The organism is Caballeronia sp. dw_19 (assembly GCF_018449515.1).
Lineage (GTDB): Bacteria > Pseudomonadota > Gammaproteobacteria > Burkholderiales > Burkholderiaceae > Caballeronia.
The window spans coordinates 43,051-63,063 of sequence record NZ_JAAVUQ010000045.1 but is presented as its reverse complement, the minus strand read 5'-3'; the positions used below and the strand labels follow the sequence as shown (position 1 = coordinate 63,063).

At 58.3% G+C, this 20,013-nt stretch carries 14 protein-coding genes; 8 read left to right on the top strand and 6 right to left on the bottom strand.

Annotated elements, in window-relative coordinates:
- The first annotated feature begins 692 nt into the window (after nucleotides 1–692).
- On the top strand, nucleotides 693–2,507 hold the full coding sequence (locus HB376_RS35380) for a hypothetical protein (RefSeq protein WP_213768347.1): 1,815 nt from the start codon (nucleotides 693–695) through the stop codon (nucleotides 2,505–2,507).
- 88 nt (nucleotides 2,508–2,595) lie between these two features.
- On the opposite strand, the gene HB376_RS35375 is transcribed toward HB376_RS35380, so the two are convergent.
- From HB376_RS35375 to HB376_RS35365, 3 genes are all read right to left on the bottom strand, one after another.
- Complete coding sequence (locus HB376_RS35375; RefSeq protein ID WP_213768346.1) at nucleotides 2,596–3,915, bottom strand: MFS transporter; 1,320 nt, start codon at nucleotides 3,913–3,915, stop codon at nucleotides 2,596–2,598.
- Between the two features lie 147 nt (nucleotides 3,916–4,062).
- Nucleotides 4,063–4,821 (bottom strand): SDR family oxidoreductase, encoded by a 759-nt coding sequence (locus HB376_RS35370; protein WP_213768345.1) that lies wholly within the window; start codon nucleotides 4,819–4,821, stop codon nucleotides 4,063–4,065.
- Between the two features lie 33 nt (nucleotides 4,822–4,854).
- The gene (locus HB376_RS35365) at nucleotides 4,855–6,294 is read right to left on the bottom strand and encodes an aldehyde dehydrogenase family protein (protein WP_213768344.1); all 1,440 of its coding nucleotides are present in this window, start codon (nucleotides 6,292–6,294) and stop codon (nucleotides 4,855–4,857) included.
- Between the two features lie 358 nt (nucleotides 6,295–6,652).
- Here HB376_RS35365 and ppa point away from each other — a divergent pair, with 358 nt between their 5' ends.
- Both ppa and HB376_RS35355 read left to right on the top strand, forming a co-directional pair.
- Nucleotides 6,653–7,180, top strand: coding sequence for an inorganic diphosphatase (gene ppa / locus HB376_RS35360; RefSeq protein WP_213768343.1), 528 nt, complete (start codon nucleotides 6,653–6,655; stop codon nucleotides 7,178–7,180).
- 385 nt (nucleotides 7,181–7,565) lie between these two features.
- A complete protein-coding gene (locus HB376_RS35355) occupies nucleotides 7,566–9,374 on the top strand; it encodes a PKD domain-containing protein (RefSeq protein WP_213768342.1) in 1,809 nt (602 codons plus the stop codon).
- Nucleotides 9,375–9,436: 62 nt separating this feature from the next.
- Here HB376_RS35355 and HB376_RS35350 read toward each other — a convergent pair whose 3' ends face one another.
- On the bottom strand, nucleotides 9,437–9,772 hold the full coding sequence (locus HB376_RS35350; protein WP_213768341.1) for a GIY-YIG nuclease family protein: 336 nt from the start codon (nucleotides 9,770–9,772) through the stop codon (nucleotides 9,437–9,439).
- Between the two features lie 179 nt (nucleotides 9,773–9,951).
- Here HB376_RS35350 and HB376_RS35345 point away from each other — a divergent pair, with 179 nt between their 5' ends.
- From HB376_RS35345 to HB376_RS35325, 5 genes are all read left to right on the top strand, one after another.
- Complete coding sequence (locus HB376_RS35345; protein WP_213768340.1) at nucleotides 9,952–11,091, top strand: GNAT family N-acetyltransferase; 1,140 nt, start codon at nucleotides 9,952–9,954, stop codon at nucleotides 11,089–11,091.
- Nucleotides 11,092–11,287: 196 nt separating this feature from the next.
- Nucleotides 11,288–13,339 (top strand): NAD(+) synthase, encoded by a 2,052-nt coding sequence (locus HB376_RS35340; RefSeq protein ID WP_213768339.1) that lies wholly within the window; start codon nucleotides 11,288–11,290, stop codon nucleotides 13,337–13,339.
- A gap of 163 nt (nucleotides 13,340–13,502) precedes the next feature.
- Complete coding sequence (locus HB376_RS35335) at nucleotides 13,503–13,841, top strand: P-II family nitrogen regulator (protein WP_031361078.1); 339 nt, start codon at nucleotides 13,503–13,505, stop codon at nucleotides 13,839–13,841.
- Between the two features lie 206 nt (nucleotides 13,842–14,047).
- Entirely contained in the window at nucleotides 14,048–15,808 is a 1,761-nt protein-coding gene (locus HB376_RS35330) for a cation:proton antiporter (RefSeq protein ID WP_213768338.1), read from the top strand.
- Nucleotides 15,809–15,927: 119 nt separating this feature from the next.
- Nucleotides 15,928–17,424: a type 1 glutamine amidotransferase gene (locus HB376_RS35325; RefSeq protein ID WP_213768337.1), complete on the top strand. Its 1,497-nt coding sequence runs from the start codon at nucleotides 15,928–15,930 to the stop codon at nucleotides 17,422–17,424.
- Nucleotides 17,425–17,557: 133 nt separating this feature from the next.
- Here HB376_RS35325 and HB376_RS35320 read toward each other — a convergent pair whose 3' ends face one another.
- Together HB376_RS35320 and HB376_RS35315 are read right to left on the bottom strand one after the other, a co-directional pair.
- Complete coding sequence (locus HB376_RS35320; protein ID WP_213768336.1) at nucleotides 17,558–18,262, bottom strand: DUF2968 domain-containing protein; 705 nt, start codon at nucleotides 18,260–18,262, stop codon at nucleotides 17,558–17,560.
- Nucleotides 18,263–18,368: 106 nt separating this feature from the next.
- Nucleotides 18,369–19,673, bottom strand: coding sequence for a hypothetical protein (locus tag HB376_RS35315; protein WP_213768335.1), 1,305 nt, complete (start codon nucleotides 19,671–19,673; stop codon nucleotides 18,369–18,371).
- Nucleotides 19,674–20,013 lie beyond the last annotated feature (340 nt).

The following is a 20,013-nucleotide window of genomic DNA, read 5'->3' as shown; positions in this document are numbered from 1 at the left end:
GGTATCGGCGGCGTGTGCTTTTGAAATGGGCAGTTGTCCCGCAATCGCGAGCGCGCCCGACATAGAGCCGAACTTCAGGAGGCTGCGTCGTTTCATGGTCTTTCCCCTTGCCGATTTATTTGTTGGAGGCGGGTATCTGGTGGATATTTTTAATATCGCTGACGGAGAGTCAGTCGTTCGGACACTGCAAGGGATATGCCAGTGAGTTGTTTGTACTGATGGTTAGCGGGTTTGAAGATGGGAAAGGGCCGCAGGCGGAATGTAGGGATTAGCAGTAATGCACTAATTTGGTGCGGAAGCGCGGCGAGCGCCTTGTGGCGGTGCGTGAGGTGTGGGGGTGGAGCGTGCGACTAGTTGGCTCGGCGATGGTTTTGTGCGGCCTTAGGACGGCGAATCCGCGGCGGCGTCTACGCGACCTCGTCGTCCGTCGTGCATGGCCTTAGCTCGGTACGGCGTCATTGCATCTTTGAAGCCGCCAAAACTGAATATTTGAGAATAAACGGGATATTTCCTAAATAGATAATGCGATATAAAAAGACAATTTCTTTACCGATTTATTGGAAATGTGCGCATATTTTGTAATTTTTAATAATATAAAAGTAATGTGTTGTAAGTCAACGTTAAACTAAGGTCGCACTTAGGCAAGTGCGATTTATCCCAATAAAACCTTAAATTAACGTGGGGCGTGTCAAATGAGATTTAAGACATTAAAAGCACTGCTGATAGGAGTGACAGTGGTGGTTATTGCTGGATGTGGTGGGAGCGACAGCGGGACAAATCCTAGCGCCATAAACAAGTCTGCCGTAGCGGACAACGCGGCAGCGCCGGCCTCAGTTTCCGATGTGCAAGTATCCAAGGCTACGGTCGGGAACGTAAAGGGCTACGTGTCGTCTGACAAAATCTGGACCAGGCGCGATATCAATGTCTGCTGGAAAGTAGACGCTGCGACGTTTGCGAATACCGCGGAACTTCGAGGCGTAGCGCGACAAGCCGTGAAGGATTCTTGGGAGAACCATTCGGAGCTCGCATTCCTGGGTTGGAACATGTGCGATAGCAACCCCGATTACCACGGGATTCGTATCGTACTTTCAGACGAGCGCGTCCATGTAACTTCCTTTGGTAAAGATCTGGATGCCCCAGATCAAGCTGTATTTTTGAATTTCGAATACCAAAATTGGAATCCGTTCTGCCTTCCCCTCGGCAATAGGGCGTATTGCGTCAAGGTGGAGGCCGTGCACGAATTCGGTCACGCGTTAGGGTTCCAGCACGAGCAACTCAGACCTGATGCGCCCGCATGGTGTGTGGACACCCCATCAACCTACCCGTTTGGTGACACATTGATTGGCGCCTGGGATACGGCGTCGGTGATGAATTACTGCAACCCGGTGTGGGAAGGCAATGGCAACCTGAGCGCGACCGACATCGAAATGGTTCAACGTTTCTACGGAAAACCCGGCGGCACGCTATACGTAGTGACGAAACAACAAGGCCCACAACAAGAAATCACGGCCTACGACACGCTGACTCACACTACCGTCGCGACTATCTCAATCCAGTCGGATAATGATTACTTGACGAGTGACATCGTCGCAAGTCCTGACGGGCAACGGGTGTATGTTCTGAGCACCGACCAACGGGACACAAGATTGACCGCCATCAACACCGCTACCAATGACGTTGCGTACACGATTCGCCGGAATTTCAGCGTTCTTGGTCAAGTGGAAGTATCACCGGACAGTAAAACCCTATACGCGTTGACAGAGTCGGGGATTTCCTCGAACACGATTGAATTGTTAAACGCTGAAAATGGAGTCTCGGTTGCGAAAGTTTTGGTTGCTGCCGGTGGCGCAGGAACGTCATCAGAAACGTACTTCATGGCTCGGCCGCAAACGGATAACGACGGTATTTATGTACTGACGGGGTACTATGCAAACAATGGTAAGCAGTTTGCAGTTACTCAGGTCAGCGCTTCGCAGCAAAAAGTGATTCGACAGTTTGTTGTCGGTAAACCAGGCGGGGACGAGTTTGAGGCGACAAGGCTCGGCATGCTACTGTCCTCCGACGAGACCAAGATGTATGTAGCCATGGGCACGGGAAAGCCCGGCGACTTAGGTGGCTTCTCAGCACTGGATCTTGTTACTGGTGAGGTGAAAGCTATAGGGGCATTCTCAGTTCCAACTCAAGTCAAGATTGGAAATTTGCAGCTTATTGACGCGCATAGAATTTTGTTTGCTAACAGCGCGAGTAAGCACGGCCCTACTATCTTTAACATCGACACAGGCGTGGCGACCGAAGTTATGAGTCCGGCTGACTTATTAAATTCGGTGGGTTATAACTACGTATCTTCATACAACGGCAAGAATGTATACTCTTCTTTATCGACGACTATCAAGGAGTCGACTTTGCAGGATAATGGTTCTTACAAAACTGTGACGGCGGGAGTTAAAGCGAACCTGCCGACCGGCAACGGTGGAACACACATCTTCACGTTTGTGAAAACTAATTAACCGAGTCAAGTTGCACAACGAATCCGTTGTGCAACGATCAAGTTAATCGGCTCGTCGCCATGAAGTTGATGTTGGCGACCAGCGAGCCCTACCGATTCACCACCCGCTTCGGCACACTCAGTGCCAGCAATCCACCCAGCACCATGAACGCGGCGAGCATATACATCCCGCTCGCATTCGATGCCGTCACTTGCTTCAACCATCCCACAAGATACGGACTCAAAAACCCCGCCAGATTCCCCAGCGAGTTAATCATCGCGATCCCGGCAGCGGCACCCGTCCCGGCCAAAAACGCTGTCGGCAAACTCCAGAACAGCGGCAGCGTAGTGAGAATCCCCATCGTCGCCAAGGTGAGTCCGAGCATGGCCATCGGCGTATTCGTCGACCACACCACCGACAACACCAGCCCCAACGCCCCCACGGCCGCAGGAATGGCGATATGCCACCGCCGTTCGCCTCTTTTATCGGCACTACGCGCGACGAGCAGCATGCCAATCACCGCCGCGCCAAATGGAATCGCGGATAACAAGCCGATGGTCAGCGCGTCCGTCACTCCGGTCGCCTTGATAATCGTCGGCAGCCAGAAGCTCACGCCATAAAGCCCCATCACGAATGAGAAGTACGTCAGGCTCATCAGCCACACGCGGCCACTTTTGAGCACCTCGCGCACGGGCATATCCACCTTCTCGACGTTGTCCTTCGCGATATTCCGCTCCAGCAGTTCGCGCTCCTCAGTGGTAAGCCATTTCGCTTTCGCTATCCGGTCATCCATGAAGATGAACACAACAATCCCGACTACGATCGATGGAATGCCTTCGAGCAAGAACAACCATTGCCACGCGTGCCAGCCGTTGACGCCATCGAAGTTCTTCATGATCCAGCCCGATACCGGTCCGCCGATCAACCCTGATAAAGCAATCGCCGTCATGAACAATGTCGTCATCCGCCCGCGCCGTTCAGCCGGAAACCAGTAGGTGAGATAGAGAATGACGCCGGGGAAAAATCCCGCTTCGGCCACGCCCAGAATGAAGCGCATCACATAGAACATGGTGGGCGTGGTGATGAACATCGTGAGGGCGGAAATGATGCCCCACGTGATCATGATCCGCGCGATCCACACGCGTGCGCCGACCTTGTGCAGGATGACGTTGCTGGGAATTTCGAAGATGAAATAACCGAAGAAAAAGATGCCCGCGCCGAAGCCATAGACGGCATCGCTTAGCCCGAGATCGGTGGTCATCTGAAGTTTGGCAAAGCCCACATTCACACGATCCAGATACGCCACTACATAGCAGATCAGCAGCAACGGCGAGAGCCGCCACGCGACCTTGCGATACGTCGCCGCTTCGAACGCGGAGGGCGGTGCGCCCGCGCCCGGTCGATGCAATTCACCCGCAGTACTGGCCATGTCGTCTCCTGACTATTTTTATCGATGGGAAAACGTGCTGTCCGATTCTAGCCGCTCGCTCCAGGCCGCAACCGTCTGTTTTATATGGGGAAAACACCGATCAAAGGCATCCGGTGGCAGTCGCCGGATGCGCCTCTGGCAAGCACGTCAAACGCACCGTCCGCCATCTACTTCCAACGCCACGCCGGTGATGAACTCGGCGTCATCGGAGGCGAGATAGAGCGCCGCATTCGCAATATCCTGTGGCGTCGAAAGCCGTCCCAGCGGGATAGTCGCCAGAAATTTCTGACGGTTCGCGGGCGTGTCTTCCATGCCCATGAACTCGGACAGCAAACCGGTTTCGCCCATCACGGGGTTGATGCAGTTGACGCGAATCCGGTCTGGCCCAAGCTCGACCGCCAACGCCTTGCTCGCGATAATCACCGCCGCCTTGCTGCCGTTGTACCAAACCAGACCGGGCCGTGGCCGCACGCCTGCCGTCGATGCAATATTGATGAACGCACCACCGCCGACCTTGCGAAAGTAGGGCACGAATTGCGCCACGCTGAAGTAGATGCTCTTCACGTTCACCGCATAAACGCGATCGAATTCGGCTTCGGTAATTTCCATCACCGGCTTGTTCCGATGTGTCGTGCCCGCGTTATTCACAACAACCTGAACGCTGCCGAAGTCTTCGATGGCGGCATCGAAAAGCGTTTGCCAGTCGGCTTGTTTCGTCACGTCACCGGGGACCGCGATCGCCTTGCCGCCGCTCACCGCAATCTCGCTGGCCACGCGCTCGGCCGATGCTCCGTTGAGGTCGTTCACCACGACGTTCGCGCCTTCGCGCGCAAATGTCTTCGCAATCCCTTCGCCGAATCCCGATCCGCCGCCAGTCACAATCGCGGTCTTGCCTTGCAGTCTCATGTTGTCTCCGGTCCCATGCAAAATGGTTGCTGATTAGCCATGCTTGATGGCGATGGTTTTGAGCACTGTGAAACCATACAGCGCTTCGAAGCCTTTTTCGCGGCCGTGGCCCGAATGTTTGACGCCGCCGAACGGCAGTTCCACGCCGCCGCCCGCGCCGTAGTTATTGATGAACACCTGCCCCGAGCGGACCTTGCGCGCAATGCGCATTTGCCTGCCGCCATCGCGTGTCCAGATTCCGGCGACCAGGCCGAAGTCCGTGCCATTCGCAAGCTTCAGCGCGTCGGCTTCGTCATCGAAGGGCATCGCGCAGAGCACTGGTCCGAACACCTCTTCGCGTGCAAGACGATGCGCGGGCGGGACATCGCGCAAGAGCGTAGGCGCCTGATAAAAGCCCGCTTCCGGCGCTTCGGAAACCACTTCACCGTGGGCGGCCATCGCGATGCCATCGTGCTGAGCATCGGAGAGAAAATCCCACACGCGTTGCTGCTGCTTCGCGCTGATGAGCGGACCGCAATCGAGATCGAGCTTGCTCGGGCCAACCTTCAACGCACTGAACGCCTCCGATAACCGCTCGAGCAGCGGCTCATACGCCGATCGCTCGATCAGCACGCGACTGCCCGCCGAGCACGTCTGTCCCGCGTTCTGCACGATCGCCGAAACGAGCATGGGCAGGGCGGCGTCGAAGTCGGCATCGGCGAAAACGATCTGCGGCGACTTGCCGCCCAGTTCGAGCGTGACGGGGACGTGGTTATCGGCGGCCATCTTGACCACCGCCGCGCCCGTTGCCGGCGATCCCGTGAACGAGATGTGATCGATGCCTGGATGTCTCGCAAGCGCCGCGCCGGCCTCGTATCCATAGCCCGTGACGATGTTCAGCGCGCCTTCCGGCAAGCCCGCTTCGGCGGCGAGTTCGGCTATGCGCAGTATCGATAAACACGCGTCTTCGGCCGGCTTGACCACGCACGCGTTGCCGGCCGCGAGCGCCGCGGCGACGCTGCGCCCGAAGATCTGCAGCGGGTAGTTCCACGGCACGATATGCCCGGTCACGCCGTGCGGTTCGCGGATCGTGAGGACGGTGTAGCCGGTTTGATAGGGCAGTGTCTCGCCGTGGAGCTTGTCGGCGGCGCCTGCGTAGAACTCGAAATACCGGGCGATGCCGGCCGCGTCCGCATGGGCCTGCTTCAGGGGTTTGCCGGTGTCTTGTGCTTCGAGATGCGCCAGTTCGTCCTGATGGGCGGCGATGATCATCGATAGCCTGTAAAGCACGCGTCCGCGATCGGCGGCGCTTGCGTGGCCCCAGGAGCCTTCGTAAGCGTGGCGCGCTGCCTGGACGGCGCGGTCGATATCGACTGCGTTGCCGCGCGCGAGTTGCGCGAAGACCTGGCCGTCGGAGGGATCGATGACAGGAATGGTCTCGTGGCTTGCCGCCGTTACCCACTGGTTGCCGATGAAATGCTTTGCCTCTTCCATGCCTGACTCCTCTCTCCGTGGCTGTTTTGGGGGGACGTACTATGGCTTCATTCGATTGCGCGGTGCTTCATGTGGGTTCATCTGCCTTCATTTACGTTCATTTACGTCACCGATCACATTGCTGACAGCCTATTTTGCGCCGATTTCCTCGCGTACCGCTGACGCCGGGACGCGCACCTCGATTGGCTATAATGACGTAATTGCGCTGTTTCATGGGCGAACGTAACGCCTTGATGCAGCGTTGCAGTCAGGACATTCGCGCTCCACGCGTATTGCCGCAATGCAGCAAAACGCGACATTTGCGTGTATCGAATGCGTTTATCTCCGACACCGAATTTCCACTTTGAAGAGAGTGCATATGAGCTTTAACAACGTACCCGCAGGCAAGGATCTTCCGCAGGATTTCAATGTGATCATCGAGATCCCGGCGCAAAGCGATCCGGTGAAGTACGAAGCGGACAAGGACATGGGCCTGCTCGTGGTCGACCGTTTCATTGGAACGGGCATGCGTTACCCGGCGAACTACGGTTTCATTCCGCAGACGCTTTCCGGCGACGGCGATCCCGTCGATGTCCTGGTGATCACGCCATTTCCGCTGCTGGCTGGCTCCGTGGTTCGGGCACGCGCATTGGGCATGCTGCAGATGACGGATGAATCGGGTGTCGACGCGAAGCTGGTCGCGGTCGCTCACGACAAGATCTGTCCGATGACGGCGCACATGAAGACGGTGGATGACGTGCCCGAGTATCTGAAGGACCAGATCAAGCATTTCTTCGAACATTACAAGGCGCTGGAAAAGGGCAAGTGGGTGAAGGTCGAAGGCTGGCAGGGCGTGGACGCGGCCCACAAGGAAATCACGGACGGCGTGGCTAACTTCAAGAAGTAAAGTTAGCGACTGATTGTTGTTGAGTTGTAGAAGACCGCCCGGTCTTGCCATGAGGCAGGACCGGGCGGTTTTTTTATGCCGAAAAAATTGGCGTTGCAGTGGTCCATATCGCTGCAGAGCCACCGGGCAAAAACCGCCGCATCTGGAAAGTCCAAGCAAAGCAATCAGAAAAGTACGATTTCCCTATAACCGTTGCGTAACTTGCAATAATTCCGTTAATAACTGAAATGTCCGCGTAAGGTTTCGTCTTCTCGCCTCCAGATCAACAAACAGGGGCGACCTTCTCGCGTCGACTGCCGGTTTCATCGAAAGCATGACGTTGAATCGATCAGGAGAAGATCGAACACTGGAGGAAGGTCGCCACCTTATGAACAAGGTTTAAAGAATGAACAGGCGACTCAGGGGTGGAATCAGCGCAGCAGTTTGCGCGCTCGTGCTCACGGGGTGCGGCGGAGGTGGCGGCGGGGATTCGACGGCTGCTCAGGCTAGTCCGGCCTCTCAGATTCAGAACAACGGCGTTCAACCGCCCAGTGCCGCAGTAATCAAGATTGCAGACGTTGGCATTACGCCTACGAACGCGTTGCGCCCGGGGACCAAGGTCGATTTTGTGGTCAGCGGCACTTTTCCGAGCGGGACAACTTACCTCTGGGAGTTCGGCGATGCCACGCCTATGTCGAACGGAGCATCGGCGTCGCACACGTATTCGAAGGTGGGCCAGTTCACCGTCAAGGTGACGGCGTCGGATAAGAACGGTCAGAAGAGCTTTGAAACGCGCACTGTGGATATTGTGGCGAATCAGCCGCCGGTGGTGAGTGGTGTCGTGTCTACTCGGCGAATCTCGACTGGCCTGGATGTGATTGGAGCGAGATCGAATTCTGTCAACCTCGGGCAAGTCGATTCGTTGAGGACCGTCGATGTCGCGGTCAACGCAACTGATCCGCAAGGCGATTCCCTTACTTACAAATGGTTGATCGATGGTGTGGCTTACGGACAAGCTACGTCGAGCAGCATGCTGAGCTACGGGTTTTCAACCGGCGGCACCCACTTGATCACCGTCGTTGTGACGGACGAATATGGCGGCCAGACCAGCCACGATTTCCCGATCACGCTGGATTCGTCGAGTTTCGTTGTCAGGCCCTCTGACCCGTCTACGTCTACCGGCTATGCCGTCTGGAAAGCGTCTTACACCGCACAACCCGTTGGCCGCATTCGCGTTGCATCGAATGGAACTGCATGGGCTTTGCCCATCACTCACCCGCAAGTCGTGCGATCTACGGATAACGGACGGTCGTGGCAAGAACTGACGCTACCAAAAGACGACTCCGTGAATGGCGGCAATGGTTTCCTGGACATTGGATTCGCTGACGATAAAAACATCTGGGTTGTCGGCTGTCCGCAGCAAAAGTCGTCTGCAGTTGAGGGCGGATGGCGGATCGATTTCAATTATGCCGCCGTCATGCATTCGTCCAACGCAGGCAGTTCGTGGGAAAACGTTAGTGTGGGCGGCGGATTGGAAAGCCGCTGCAAGAGGGCGGTTCAGTTCGTGGGTCAACACGGCTGGATTGTCGACGACACGGGCAGCGTCATCAATACGACCGATGGCGGGAAGACATGGCACTTTCAGGCGGACGCGGCTCTCAGCGCTGAGCGCATGCAATTTATCGATGCACAAAACGGCTGGATCATCGGCGCCGCCAGGAATAGTTCGAAGTTGCAGATTTCGAGGACGACCGATGGCGGCACAACCTGGACGGTCTCAAAAATGCCGGCCGTTGAGATGAATTCATACGCAAGCGTATTTTTCGTCGATGCCAAGACCGGATACGCCTCGGGTTCGCTGTGGAGCAGCGCGCCTTATCCTGTGCTGAAGACGACCGATGGCGGCGCGACATGGAGCGCAGTGGCCGTTCCGAAGAGCTCGTTGATCAGGGATCTTGTATTCAACACGCCAACATCCGGATACGCACTCGATACGTTCGGCTCCGTGTATGGCACAAAGGATGGCGGGCTGACCTGGGCGGTAATTGGCGTACAAAGTGAAAGCGCAACCGGAGGGTTAGGTGCATTCGCTCTCGGCAGCAACTCGACACTTCTGGGTACGTCGTCCTCGACTTACATCAGCGGGAAAAGGCCGCTTTTGGGAGCAGAGTCTTTAGGGTCAGGTAGCGGCATTTCCTGGCTGGCGTTGCTTTAAAAGCATAGACACAACGCCGCGCCGACCGATTTAAACGATTTGGCGCGGCGCCAATGCTTTCTTCAACCTGCCTCGACGTCAGCGCGTTCGTTTGTTTCGTCCGCGCTGGCGTCCGCTTCAATCTCGACTGGCGGCATGATTTCCACGAGCGTCAATTCGCCCGCCACCAACTTCCATTTCCGCGCCGCCGTCAGCCGCTTCACCCAATATTCCGCCCGCGATGCCTCAGCGCGTCCACTCAATTCAAACGACGCTCGCACGGCAACCGGCTTGCGCGATCGGGTATATCTCGCGCCATCGCCGCTGACATGTTTCGCGAACCGCGCTTCGACATCGGTAGCAATCCCGGTATAGAGACTTCCGTCGGCGCATTCGATAAGGTACAGGAACCAAGGCATGAGAAATCGTTGGGAAAAGGCGAAAACCGCAATGCCGCGCATTATCCCTCAAGCCCCTGCCTCAAACCCCTCCCGAACAAAAACCCGCGACTTCGGCGAGAATAACTGTTCCGCGCTGCACCAAGCGCCCGGCAGTTAGCCCGAACACGCCAGAACAAGCCCGAAGCGAGGTAAGCCTGTTGAACCGCAAGGTCGAAATACATGTGGTCGATTCGCTCGATTCCGTTACCCCGGACGAATGGAACCGTCTCGCCGGCGATAACCCCTTCGTCCGGCACGAATTCCTATCGGCGTTGCAGGACACGGGCTGTGCGGTTGCGCGCACCGGCTGGCGCCCGCATTTCCTGCTGCTCAAGCGTGACGGCAAGCTGACCGGCGCCATGCCGCTCTACCTCAAGAAACATTCGCGAGGCGAGTACGTCTTCGATCACGCCTGGGCCGACGCCTTCGAGCGAAATGGCCTTAAGTACTATCCGAAGGGATTATCGGCGGTGCCGTTTTCGCCGGTGACCGGGCCGCGCCTGATCGCCGCCACGCACGAGGAGCGCGTAATGCTCGCGCGCGGCGCGATCGAGTTGACCAAGCAGTTGGAACTCTCTTCCCTGCACGTGCTGTTTCCGCAAGAGCAGGATCTCGAAGCGCTGACCGAAGCCGGCTACATGCTGCGCGAAGGCGTGCAGTTCCACTGGGAGAATGCACCCGGCGGCTACGACAGCTTCGACGCGTTTCTCGCGACCATGAGCCACGACAAGCGCAAGAAGGTGAAGCAGGATCGCCGGCGCGTAGTCGATGCCGGCGTCACCTACACGTGGCTGCGCGGCGCGGAAATTGACCGGGAAGCGCTCGATTTCTTCTACGCGTGTTATGAAAATACCTATCGCGAGCACTGGAATCCACCGTATCTGTCGCGCGAATTTTTCGACCAGATCCACGCGGCCGCGCCCGAGAGCATCTTGCTCGTGATCGCCGAAGCGGACGGCCAGCGGCTCGCGTGCGCGCTGAACATGATCGGCGGCGACGTGATGTTCGGCCGCTACTGGGGCACGAAAGAATTCGTCTCGGGACTGCACTTCGAAACCTGCTACATGCAGGGAATCCAATATTGCATCGAGAACCGCCTTGCCCGTTTCGAAGGCGGCGCACAGGGCGTGCACAAGATGTCGCGCGGCATGTTGCCCACTCCCACGTGGTCCGCGCATTGGGTCGCGGACCCGCGATTTGCCCACGCGATCAGTGAGTTCCTCGATGAAGAAACGGCGGCGATGGACCAGCATATCCAGGAGCTGGAAGCCCATACGCCCTTCAGGAAGAAGGCATAAGGCCGAGCGTCCGACGCGCTCGAAACCTGACCGGATGGCTAACGCTTGATCCAATAGATGCCCGGAAACTGCAACTCGACTTATCATCATGTCGAAATGCTTTCGCTTTCACAGCGGTAACTCTTAACCCGCCCTTAACCCGTTATGCGCCGGAACAGGATCCCCGAATGCGGGGCATCGTATGGACAAGCTCAAGATGAAAAACCGATTCTTCAATCTCTATAGCCATGATTTCGCTCGCGTGGCGGTAGGCGTGCCCCGTTGCCGGGTTGCGGATCCTGCGTTCAACGCCGCTGAAACCATCGACCTGGCGAAGCAGGCGGCGGCGAACGGTGCGGTGCTGGTCGCGTTCCCGGAGCTTGGGCTACCGGCTTATACCTGTGACGACCTGTTCCACCAGCGGGCCTTGCTCGATGCCTGCGAAGAGGCGCTTGCGTCCGTCGTGGCGGCATCGAAGAGCCTCTCCATTGCAATGATCGTGGGCATGCCGCTGCGCGTCGACCATACGCTCTTCAACTGCGCCGTCGTGGTCGCGGGCGGCCAGGTCCAGGGCGTCGTGCCGAAGAGTTATCTGCCGAATTACGGCGAGTTCTACGAAGCGCGCCAGTTCAGCGCGGCCGAGAACGCGTCGACGGATCGCGTCACGTTGCTGGGTACCGAAGTGCCGTTCGGATCGGCGCTGCTGTTTGAAATCGCCAACATGCCGCTGTTCCGCTTTCACGTGGAAATCTGCGAGGACGTCTGGGTGCCGGTGCCGCCTTCGTCGTTCGCAGCACTTGCGGGCGCAACGGTGCTGGTGAACCTGTCGGCGTCGAACGTGGTGGTCGGCAAGTCGAGTTACCGGCATCAACTGGTCGGCCAGCAGTCCGCCCGGTGCCTTTCGGCGTATTTGTATACATCGGCGGGAAGAGGAGAGTCCACGACCGACCTGGCCTGGGACGGGCAGGCGGTGATCTACGAAAACGGCGAACTGCTCGCCGAGTCCGAGCGCTTCCTGGACACCTCCCATCTTGTTTTCGCCGATGTCGACCTTGAGCGGCTGTCGCGTGAACGCATGCGCCAGACCACATTCGGCCAGTCGGTGCGCCGACATGCCGACGAAGTATCGAAATTCGAAACGGTGCGCTTCAATCTTGACCTGCCGATCAACCGCGCATTGCCGCTGGACCGCGCCGTGGAGCGTTTCCCCTACGTTCCATCCGATCCGAAGCGCCGCGACGAACGCTGCAACGAGGTCTACAACATCCAGGTGCAGGCGCTGGTGCAACGGCTCTCGGCGAGCGGCATATCGAAGGTCGTGATCGGCATTTCGGGTGGCCTGGATTCTACCCACGCGTTGCTTGTCTGCGCCAAGGCCATGGACCGGCTGAAGCTGCCGCGCACGAATATTCTCGGCGTGACCATGCCCGGATTCGCCACGAGCGACCGGACGCTCCTGCAGGCGCGGCAACTGATGGAGATCGTAGGGTGTTCGGCGAGCGAGATCGACATCCGGCCAAGCTGCGAGCAGATGCTGAAGGATCTTGGCCATCCGTATGCAGCGGGCAAAGAGGAATACGACATCACGTTCGAGAACGTGCAAGCAGGCGAGCGCACGAATCATCTGTTCCGGCTCGCGAACTTCAAAGGCGCAATCGTGGTCGGCACGGGCGACCTGAGCGAACTCGCGCTTGGCTGGTGCACGTACGGCGTGGGCGATCACATGTCGCACTACAACGTCAACGCCAGCGTCCCGAAAACGCTGATCACGCATCTGGTCCGGTGGGTCGCGGAAACCGGGCAGATTGGCAACTCGGGTTCGGACGTCCTGATCAACATCCTGAATACCGACATCAGCCCGGAACTCGTTCCCGGTAAATCAAACGGCAATCCAGAGCAAAAGACGGAGAGCGTCATCGGACCGTACGAGTTGCAGGATTTCAACCTGTATTACACGTTGCGCTTTGGTTTTGCGCCAACGAAAGTGGCGTTCCTGGCGTACACCGCATGGAAGGATCGCGACGCGGGCGACTGGCCGGAAGGTGCGCATGTCGCGCGAAACGAGTACGCGTTGCCGGCCATCAAGCACAACCTGGGCATTTTCCTCGACCGGTTTTTCCGGACCAGCCAATTCAAGCGGTCTTGCGTTCCGAATGCACCGAAAGTAGGGACCGGCGGTTCGTTGTCGCCGCGGGGCGACTGGCGCGCGCCGAGCGATTCGGAATCGGTCGTCTGGATGAACGATTTGAAGAATATTCCGGTCGATTGAGGCGTTTGCACCATATCTGCGCGTAAATGCGCCGATAACGGCGTGATCCCGATGCTATGGCGCGAGATCTCTGCGGTTAACCGTGAAAACGCGGCTAGAATCAATACATCGATTCCTCAATCCGTTTTCTCGCTTATCCGTACAATTTTTCAAGAGGCGCGCCATGAAACGCATTACCGCAGTCATCAAACCGTTCAAGCTCGACGAAGTCCGTGAAGCGCTCGCCGGCGCCGGGCTCACTGGTCTGACAGTCACCGAGGTCAAGGGCTTCGGGCGGCAGAAGGGCCACACGGAGCTGTATCGCGGGGCGGAATACGTGGTCGATTTCCTGCCGAAGGTGAAGATCGAAGTGGTGGTGGCCGACTCACAGACGGATCAGGTTATCGACGCAATCATTGGTGCGGCCCGTACCGGCAAGATCGGCGACGGCAAGATCTTCGTGACCGATGTGGAACGCGTCATCCGCATTCGCACGGGCGAAGAAGACGAAGCGGCTGTCTGAGGCCGTTTGCCCGAAACCGGCCTGATCCCGTGTCAGGCTGGAATGTGTCCTTGGCGCGTTGCCCGGCGACCACGTAGTAGCGCTGACATCGGCCATGTCCGGTGGCGTGTCCCATTTTGCCCCTCGTCTGACCGTTTCCGTCACCAATGTAAAAAACCATTGCGGTACTATCTGCGTCCCTGTGTGCTTTTTGTAAGGATTTGCGGATGCATCACGCGATCGGCTTCATTCAAGATCTAGCGGTAATCATGGCGATTGCGGGCATCGTCACGGTGTTATTTCACCGTCTGAAGCAGCCGGTCGTGCTGGGGTACATCGTGGCGGGCGTGATTATCGGGCCGTACACTCCGCCGTTCCAGCTTATCCACGACGAAGCCACCATTCAGACGCTCGGCGAACTCGGCGTGGTTTTCCTGATGTTTTCGCTCGGGCTTGAATTCAGCCTGAAGAAACTATTCAAGGTCGGCGCGACGGCTTTCGTGGCAGCGGCGTCCGAGATCGTGCTGATGATCTGGATCGGCTATGAGATCGGGCAGTGGTTCGGCTGGAACGCTATGGATTCGCTGTTCCTCGGCGCCATGCTTGCTATCTCATCCACAACGATCATCATCAAGGCGCTCTCCGAACTCGGCATGAAGGGCGAGCCATTCGCGCAACTGATCTTCGGCATTTTGATCGTCGAGGACATTCTGGCCATAGCCATGCTTGTGCTGCTCTCGGGCATTGCACAGACGGGTTCCGTCTCGGCGGGCGTGGCGTTTGTCACGCTGGGCAAGTTGCTGCTGTTCATGACTGTTTCGATGGTGGTCGGCATCCTGATCGTGCCGCGCGCGCTCGACTATGTGGCAAAGGCCAAGAGCGACGAAATGCTGCTCGTCACTGTGCTCGGCTTTTGTTTCGGCTTCTGCCTGCTGGTCGTGCAGCTCGACTACAGCATCGCGCTTGGGGCGTTCCTGATCGGCGCGATCATGGCTGAATCGCGCAACCTGCAGCGCATCGAACACCTGATCGCGCCGGTTCGCGATATGTTCTCCGCCATCTTCTTCGTGACCATCGGCCTGATGCTGAACCCGGCGGTGCTGGTTGACTACTGGTGGCCGATCGCCGTGATCACGGTCGCGGTCGTGTTCGGCAAGATCGTGTCGTGCGGGCTCGGCACTTTCCTCGCCGGCAGGGACGGGCGCACGTCGATGCGCGTAGGCATGAGCGTCGCGCAGATCGGCGAGTTCTCGTTCATCATCGCGTCACTGGGGTTGTCGCTGAAAGTGACCAGCGGCTTCTTGTACCCGATCGCCGTCGCGGTTTCCGCGTTGACCACGCTGTTCACGCCGTATCTGATCAAGGCCGCTGATCCAATCACGCGCCGCATCGCCCGCTCGATGCCCGTGCCCGTTGCGAATACCTTCGGCCTGTATTCGCAATGGCTCGCGAGCCTTTCACCGGATACCGGCGGCCCGACGCTGTTCAGCATGACGCGCCGGATCGTGGTGCAGATCGCGGTGAATCTAGCGCTGGTGGCCGCCATCTTCCTCACAGCGTCCTACGCGGCGCCGTTTGCCACTGAATATCTGTCGCGCTGGTTGCCCACCAACGACGCTCAGCGTGTCGCGCTTTGGAGCGCAGCGTTGCTGGTGTCCATGCCGTTCCTGGTGGCGGTGTATCGCAAACTGGGGTCTCTCGCACTGATGCTCGCCGAAGTGAGCGTGCAGCCCGCGAAGGCCGGACGTTTCACTCGGGCGTTGCGATCGGCCATTTCCGGCTTGATTCCGATTCTCGCGATGTTCGGTGTTTTCCTGCTGGTGGCAGTGCTCTCGGGCGGCATCCTGCCGCCGTTCGGCTTGATGATCGCGGTGCTGGTCTGTGCGGCGTTGTTGCTCACGGTGTTGTGGCGCTGGTGCGTCAAGATCCACGCAACCATGCAGATCGCGCTGCGCGAAACATTCGAAGAGCCGAGAGATCATCCTTGAGCATGAACCCATTGTTTCCCCCGATAATGTGAGCAATTGTTCGATGGTTTGCCGCCCCCGGACCAGAGGCGGATAATTAAACTCTGACCATTCTCACAGCGCCTGGCGCCTATATCGGAATGAGCGAAAACAAGTCAAACGACTCAAACGGGTCAATAACGCCGGGCACGCCCGGCACAGGTTCTCCCGCAGCCGATTCTTCGGGTTCCGTCCCGGGCAGTCATACGCCGGCCGTTCCGTCCGTATCATCCACAAAGAGTCCTGATGTCCCTGGTGCCGCTGCGCAGCCAGGCCCGAACGCCACGGCGGCCGAACGGGCGTCGACGGACGCACCTGCAAGCGCGTCGACGGTAGAACCTGCCGATACCGCTAAGGCGCAACGCGATGACGCAGCTGAAGCGCGTGCATCGGCGGCCAGAGCGATGGCGCAGCAGGAAACGGCGGCACGTGAAGCCGCATCGTCGGCATCCGCATCGTCCACATCCGCTGCGAACAAAACGCTCGATGCAAAGGCGAGCCTTGCAGCGGAGGTCGAAACCGCGACGCAAGCGGAAGCCAGTCTCGCGGCGGAGCTTGAAAATGCCACCGAGGCGCAAGCGGCCGAAGCCGCGACCGCGACAGAAAGTGCCACGCCGAAGCCAGCTTCCAGCCTGCCGCCGGAATTTTCGGCCGCGCCGGATTTCGGCACATTCCGTGCGCCGCCCACTCCACCCGACTCACCGGATGCGAAGGCGCCACCTGCTTATCTGCGTAACAGTGACTCCGCCTGGTCCGTGTTCGGCCGTGTAATCAAGGCGCGTGCGCGTCAGATCTTCGACCGTGCCGGCCAGCGGATCACGCAGAGGACATTGAGAATAGGCGTGTCGGCGCGGATTTTTCATCCTGAGCCGGGTGCCAAAGGACTGCGCGGCAAGACGCTGCAGTATCTGGAGGAATCGATTGCGCATTGGGTGATGTCGCGTGACGTGCTCGTCTTCATGATTCCGACGGTCGGCCATCAGGGCATGCTGCATCCGAGCAACATCCGGTTGCGCGACTATGCGAAACAACTGGACGGCCTGCTGCTGCAAGGTGGCGCTGACGTTTCGCCGCAATCCTATACGGAAGCGGCCACGCGTCACGAATGGCCCGGCGACCGCGTGCGGGACATGTACGAGCTGGAGCTGTTGCATGAATTCATCGAGGCGGGCAAGCCCGTGCTTGGTGTGTGCCGCGGATGTCAACTGATCAACGTTGCGTTCGGCGGCACGCTCTATCAGGACATTGCAACCGATGTCCCCACGGCCGGTGTGCATGTGAACGAGCAATACGATCAGCATCGCCACCCGATTCGTTTCCCCGATGGCTCCACGCTCGTCAACATGTTTCCGGGCCACCGCGAAGCGCTCGTCAACTCGATCCACCATCAGGCGGTGAAGACGATCGGCCGTGACCTGAACATCGAGGCTGTGTCAGCGCACGACGGCATTATTGAAGCGGTGCGTTATCGGCGTGCACCGTTCGTGATGGGCGTGCAATGGCATCCGGAGTTCCATCGCGCGGGCGGCGACGAGTTGCTCGATTGCACGCCTTTACTCGATACTTTCCTGCGCGTGGCACGCGAAACGCGTTTCTAGCATACGTGGGTTGAACGCCGCGTAGCGAACCCGTGTAGCGCGATGACAAAAAAGCCGTTCCAACATGAAAGTTGGAACGGCTTTTTTGTTGCCACTTGGTCGGCCGAATCAAACGCCAGTGCGAGCTTGAGCGTTACTGAACGAGTCCTGCTTCGCTCTGATCCTGAAGTTGCTGAACCTGCCGCTGCAACATGAGCAACTTGCGCTCGGCGGCGGATTTCTCGTTCAGCAACGCCGCCGATTCCACCTGCATCTGTTGCTGACGTTGCGACACTTCGCTTTCCTGCGCGCGCGCAATGGAAAGATCGGCAGTCAGGCGCTGCGCCCGATCATTCGACACCGCAATGACGCGTTCGAGCAACGCCTTTTGCGCCTGCAATTGTGTGCGTTTGATTTCACCCTCGGCGAGCGCATAGCTCTTGCGGGCGAATTGCGCGTAGACCGTTTCGGCATGTGCATCGTCCTGCGATTTCACGACGCGCCAGAAATTCTTGTCCTGGAACAGCGCGACGTAATACACGATGTCTTGGGGATAGAAAAACAGCGCCGCGCCATAGCTGCCGTTATACGTGACGCGTAATTCAGTCACCTTATGGGCCTGGACCATCTGCATGAGTTCCGACACGTTTCCCGGCGTCTGAGCATTCGACGCGGCGTCGGCGCCATCCTGAAAATCATCCATGGAACCGTTAGCGGTCGGTTGCCGGATGGGATCGGCGACGCCGGTTGCCGAGAGCAACGTGCCGACTGGCTGATAAGCCGTCGCGACGGATGAGCCGAGCGCGATCGCAGCAACGAACATCGCGTTCAGAAGGGTGGAGAGAGAGACGTACTTCATAGGACGAGGCTTCAAAATTAAGTAAGTTTCGGCGACTGACTATCGACACATTGTGCAGCGCGCGGGTTGAAATCGCGCTGCACGATGCCGCTGTTCTGGCTGCCGGTCACTTGGAAAATTGCGAGGGCGTGTCAGTGACGCGACGCTGGCTCAAGTCGGAATTCCAGTTGGGTGAATCACTGCCGCTGGAGCGCCGTGAAGGCGACGCCGCCGCTTCTCGGGGCGCAACACGAACGGGCTGGCGGGCCGCGCCGCTGTTGTCATCGAGTACGGCGGAGTGCGCGAGCATGTTGTACATATCGGTAACGCTGAGCGATGAGCTTGCCGTGTCATTGCGCGTGAGCACGCGGTGGCCCGGCGACGTGAGGGGAGCTTCATGCCCGGTGCTGCGATAAACCGGTGTCCCACGATACTCATGGCCATGACGCCGATAAACCACTTCGTACCGATGTGCATCCCGCTTGCCCTTCGCCTTGGTTTTCAACTTGGCTTTCGAACCACGGCGTTCCAGAGGTTGCGCAACTGTTTGCGCTTTGGTTGCGCGTTCCGACACGGCGTTGGGTGCGGCGGTGCGGCCATCACCAGCCATGACATTCATGCGTGTGGCTGGGCTCGCCGACGGCTTGCTGTTGCCGATAGCGCTGCTGAGATTGACAGTTTTTTGTACCGCAGGCAAAGCGGCAATCACGGAGGCAGCGGCAGCGGAGTGAGTGGCAGAAGCTTCAGCCGAAGCAACTGTCCTGGCTGCCGCTGAAGCCACCATCGAAGCGCCATCCGAAGTCGAAGCGCCAGTCGAAGGCGAAGCAACCACCACCGTTGCGCTCGACGCACCGGATGCATGAATCGTTTCAGAATCAGAGTCGGATGTCGGCTTGATCGCCGGGATAGCGCTCAGCACAACCTCGGGTTTCTGCGTTTCGGTATCCTGATGGCCGATTTTCGTACCAAACAACGCCCACGCAATAAACGCAGCGCATGCCAGCGCAATCGCTCCACCAGCAAGCTGCTTGCGATGATCGTGATTAGCCGCCGGTGTTTTCACATGCCGGTCGTCGGGCGCGGTGAACGGCTCGAACGCGAAGGGCGCCGGCTCGGCGGCTTGGGGTGCTGCGTTGACGGGAGCCGGGGGAACCCCAGCGCCTTGCTCGGCGTGATTGACTTCGTCGATGCGTTTGAACTTGCCCCAGAGGCTGCAAGGCGTATACGGGAACCGGTCGTTGCGAAGAGAAAGCGCACTGACATATGCCGTGAGAAAACGAGCCGCGTAAAACGGTATTTCGTATTCAGTCAAGACCGGACGCGTGCCGGTTAACGTCCACTCTTCGCCATAAACGGCGTTGGGCATAGTGGCAAGCGGGAACAGCGTCGGCAGAAGCAGATCGCCTTGTACAACGACCATAGGAGCATTCATCTTTTTCTCATTTCCGAAAGCGGGCGTCAGGACTGCTCAACGAACGACCAAGCGGGGCAGCCGTGTGGACGTCGCCCGGTTGTTGCTGCAAAGGTGTCGAATAATTCACCTTGCCCGGACCCGCCACAGAACAGCCCTCGATGATACCCAGCGCCAGCTTGGGCGTCGCTCAGAACCTTCTTAGTTCCTTGAATAAGGGGTGTTCGGAGTGAAAAAAATTCGCTGATTCGACACGGACGCAACGGACGTTTCAGCGCACGACGCAGGATGCTTCGGATACGTGCTTTTGCAGCCAGCACACAGGCGTTGAACCAGATTACAACGGCCAATCCGCGAAGGC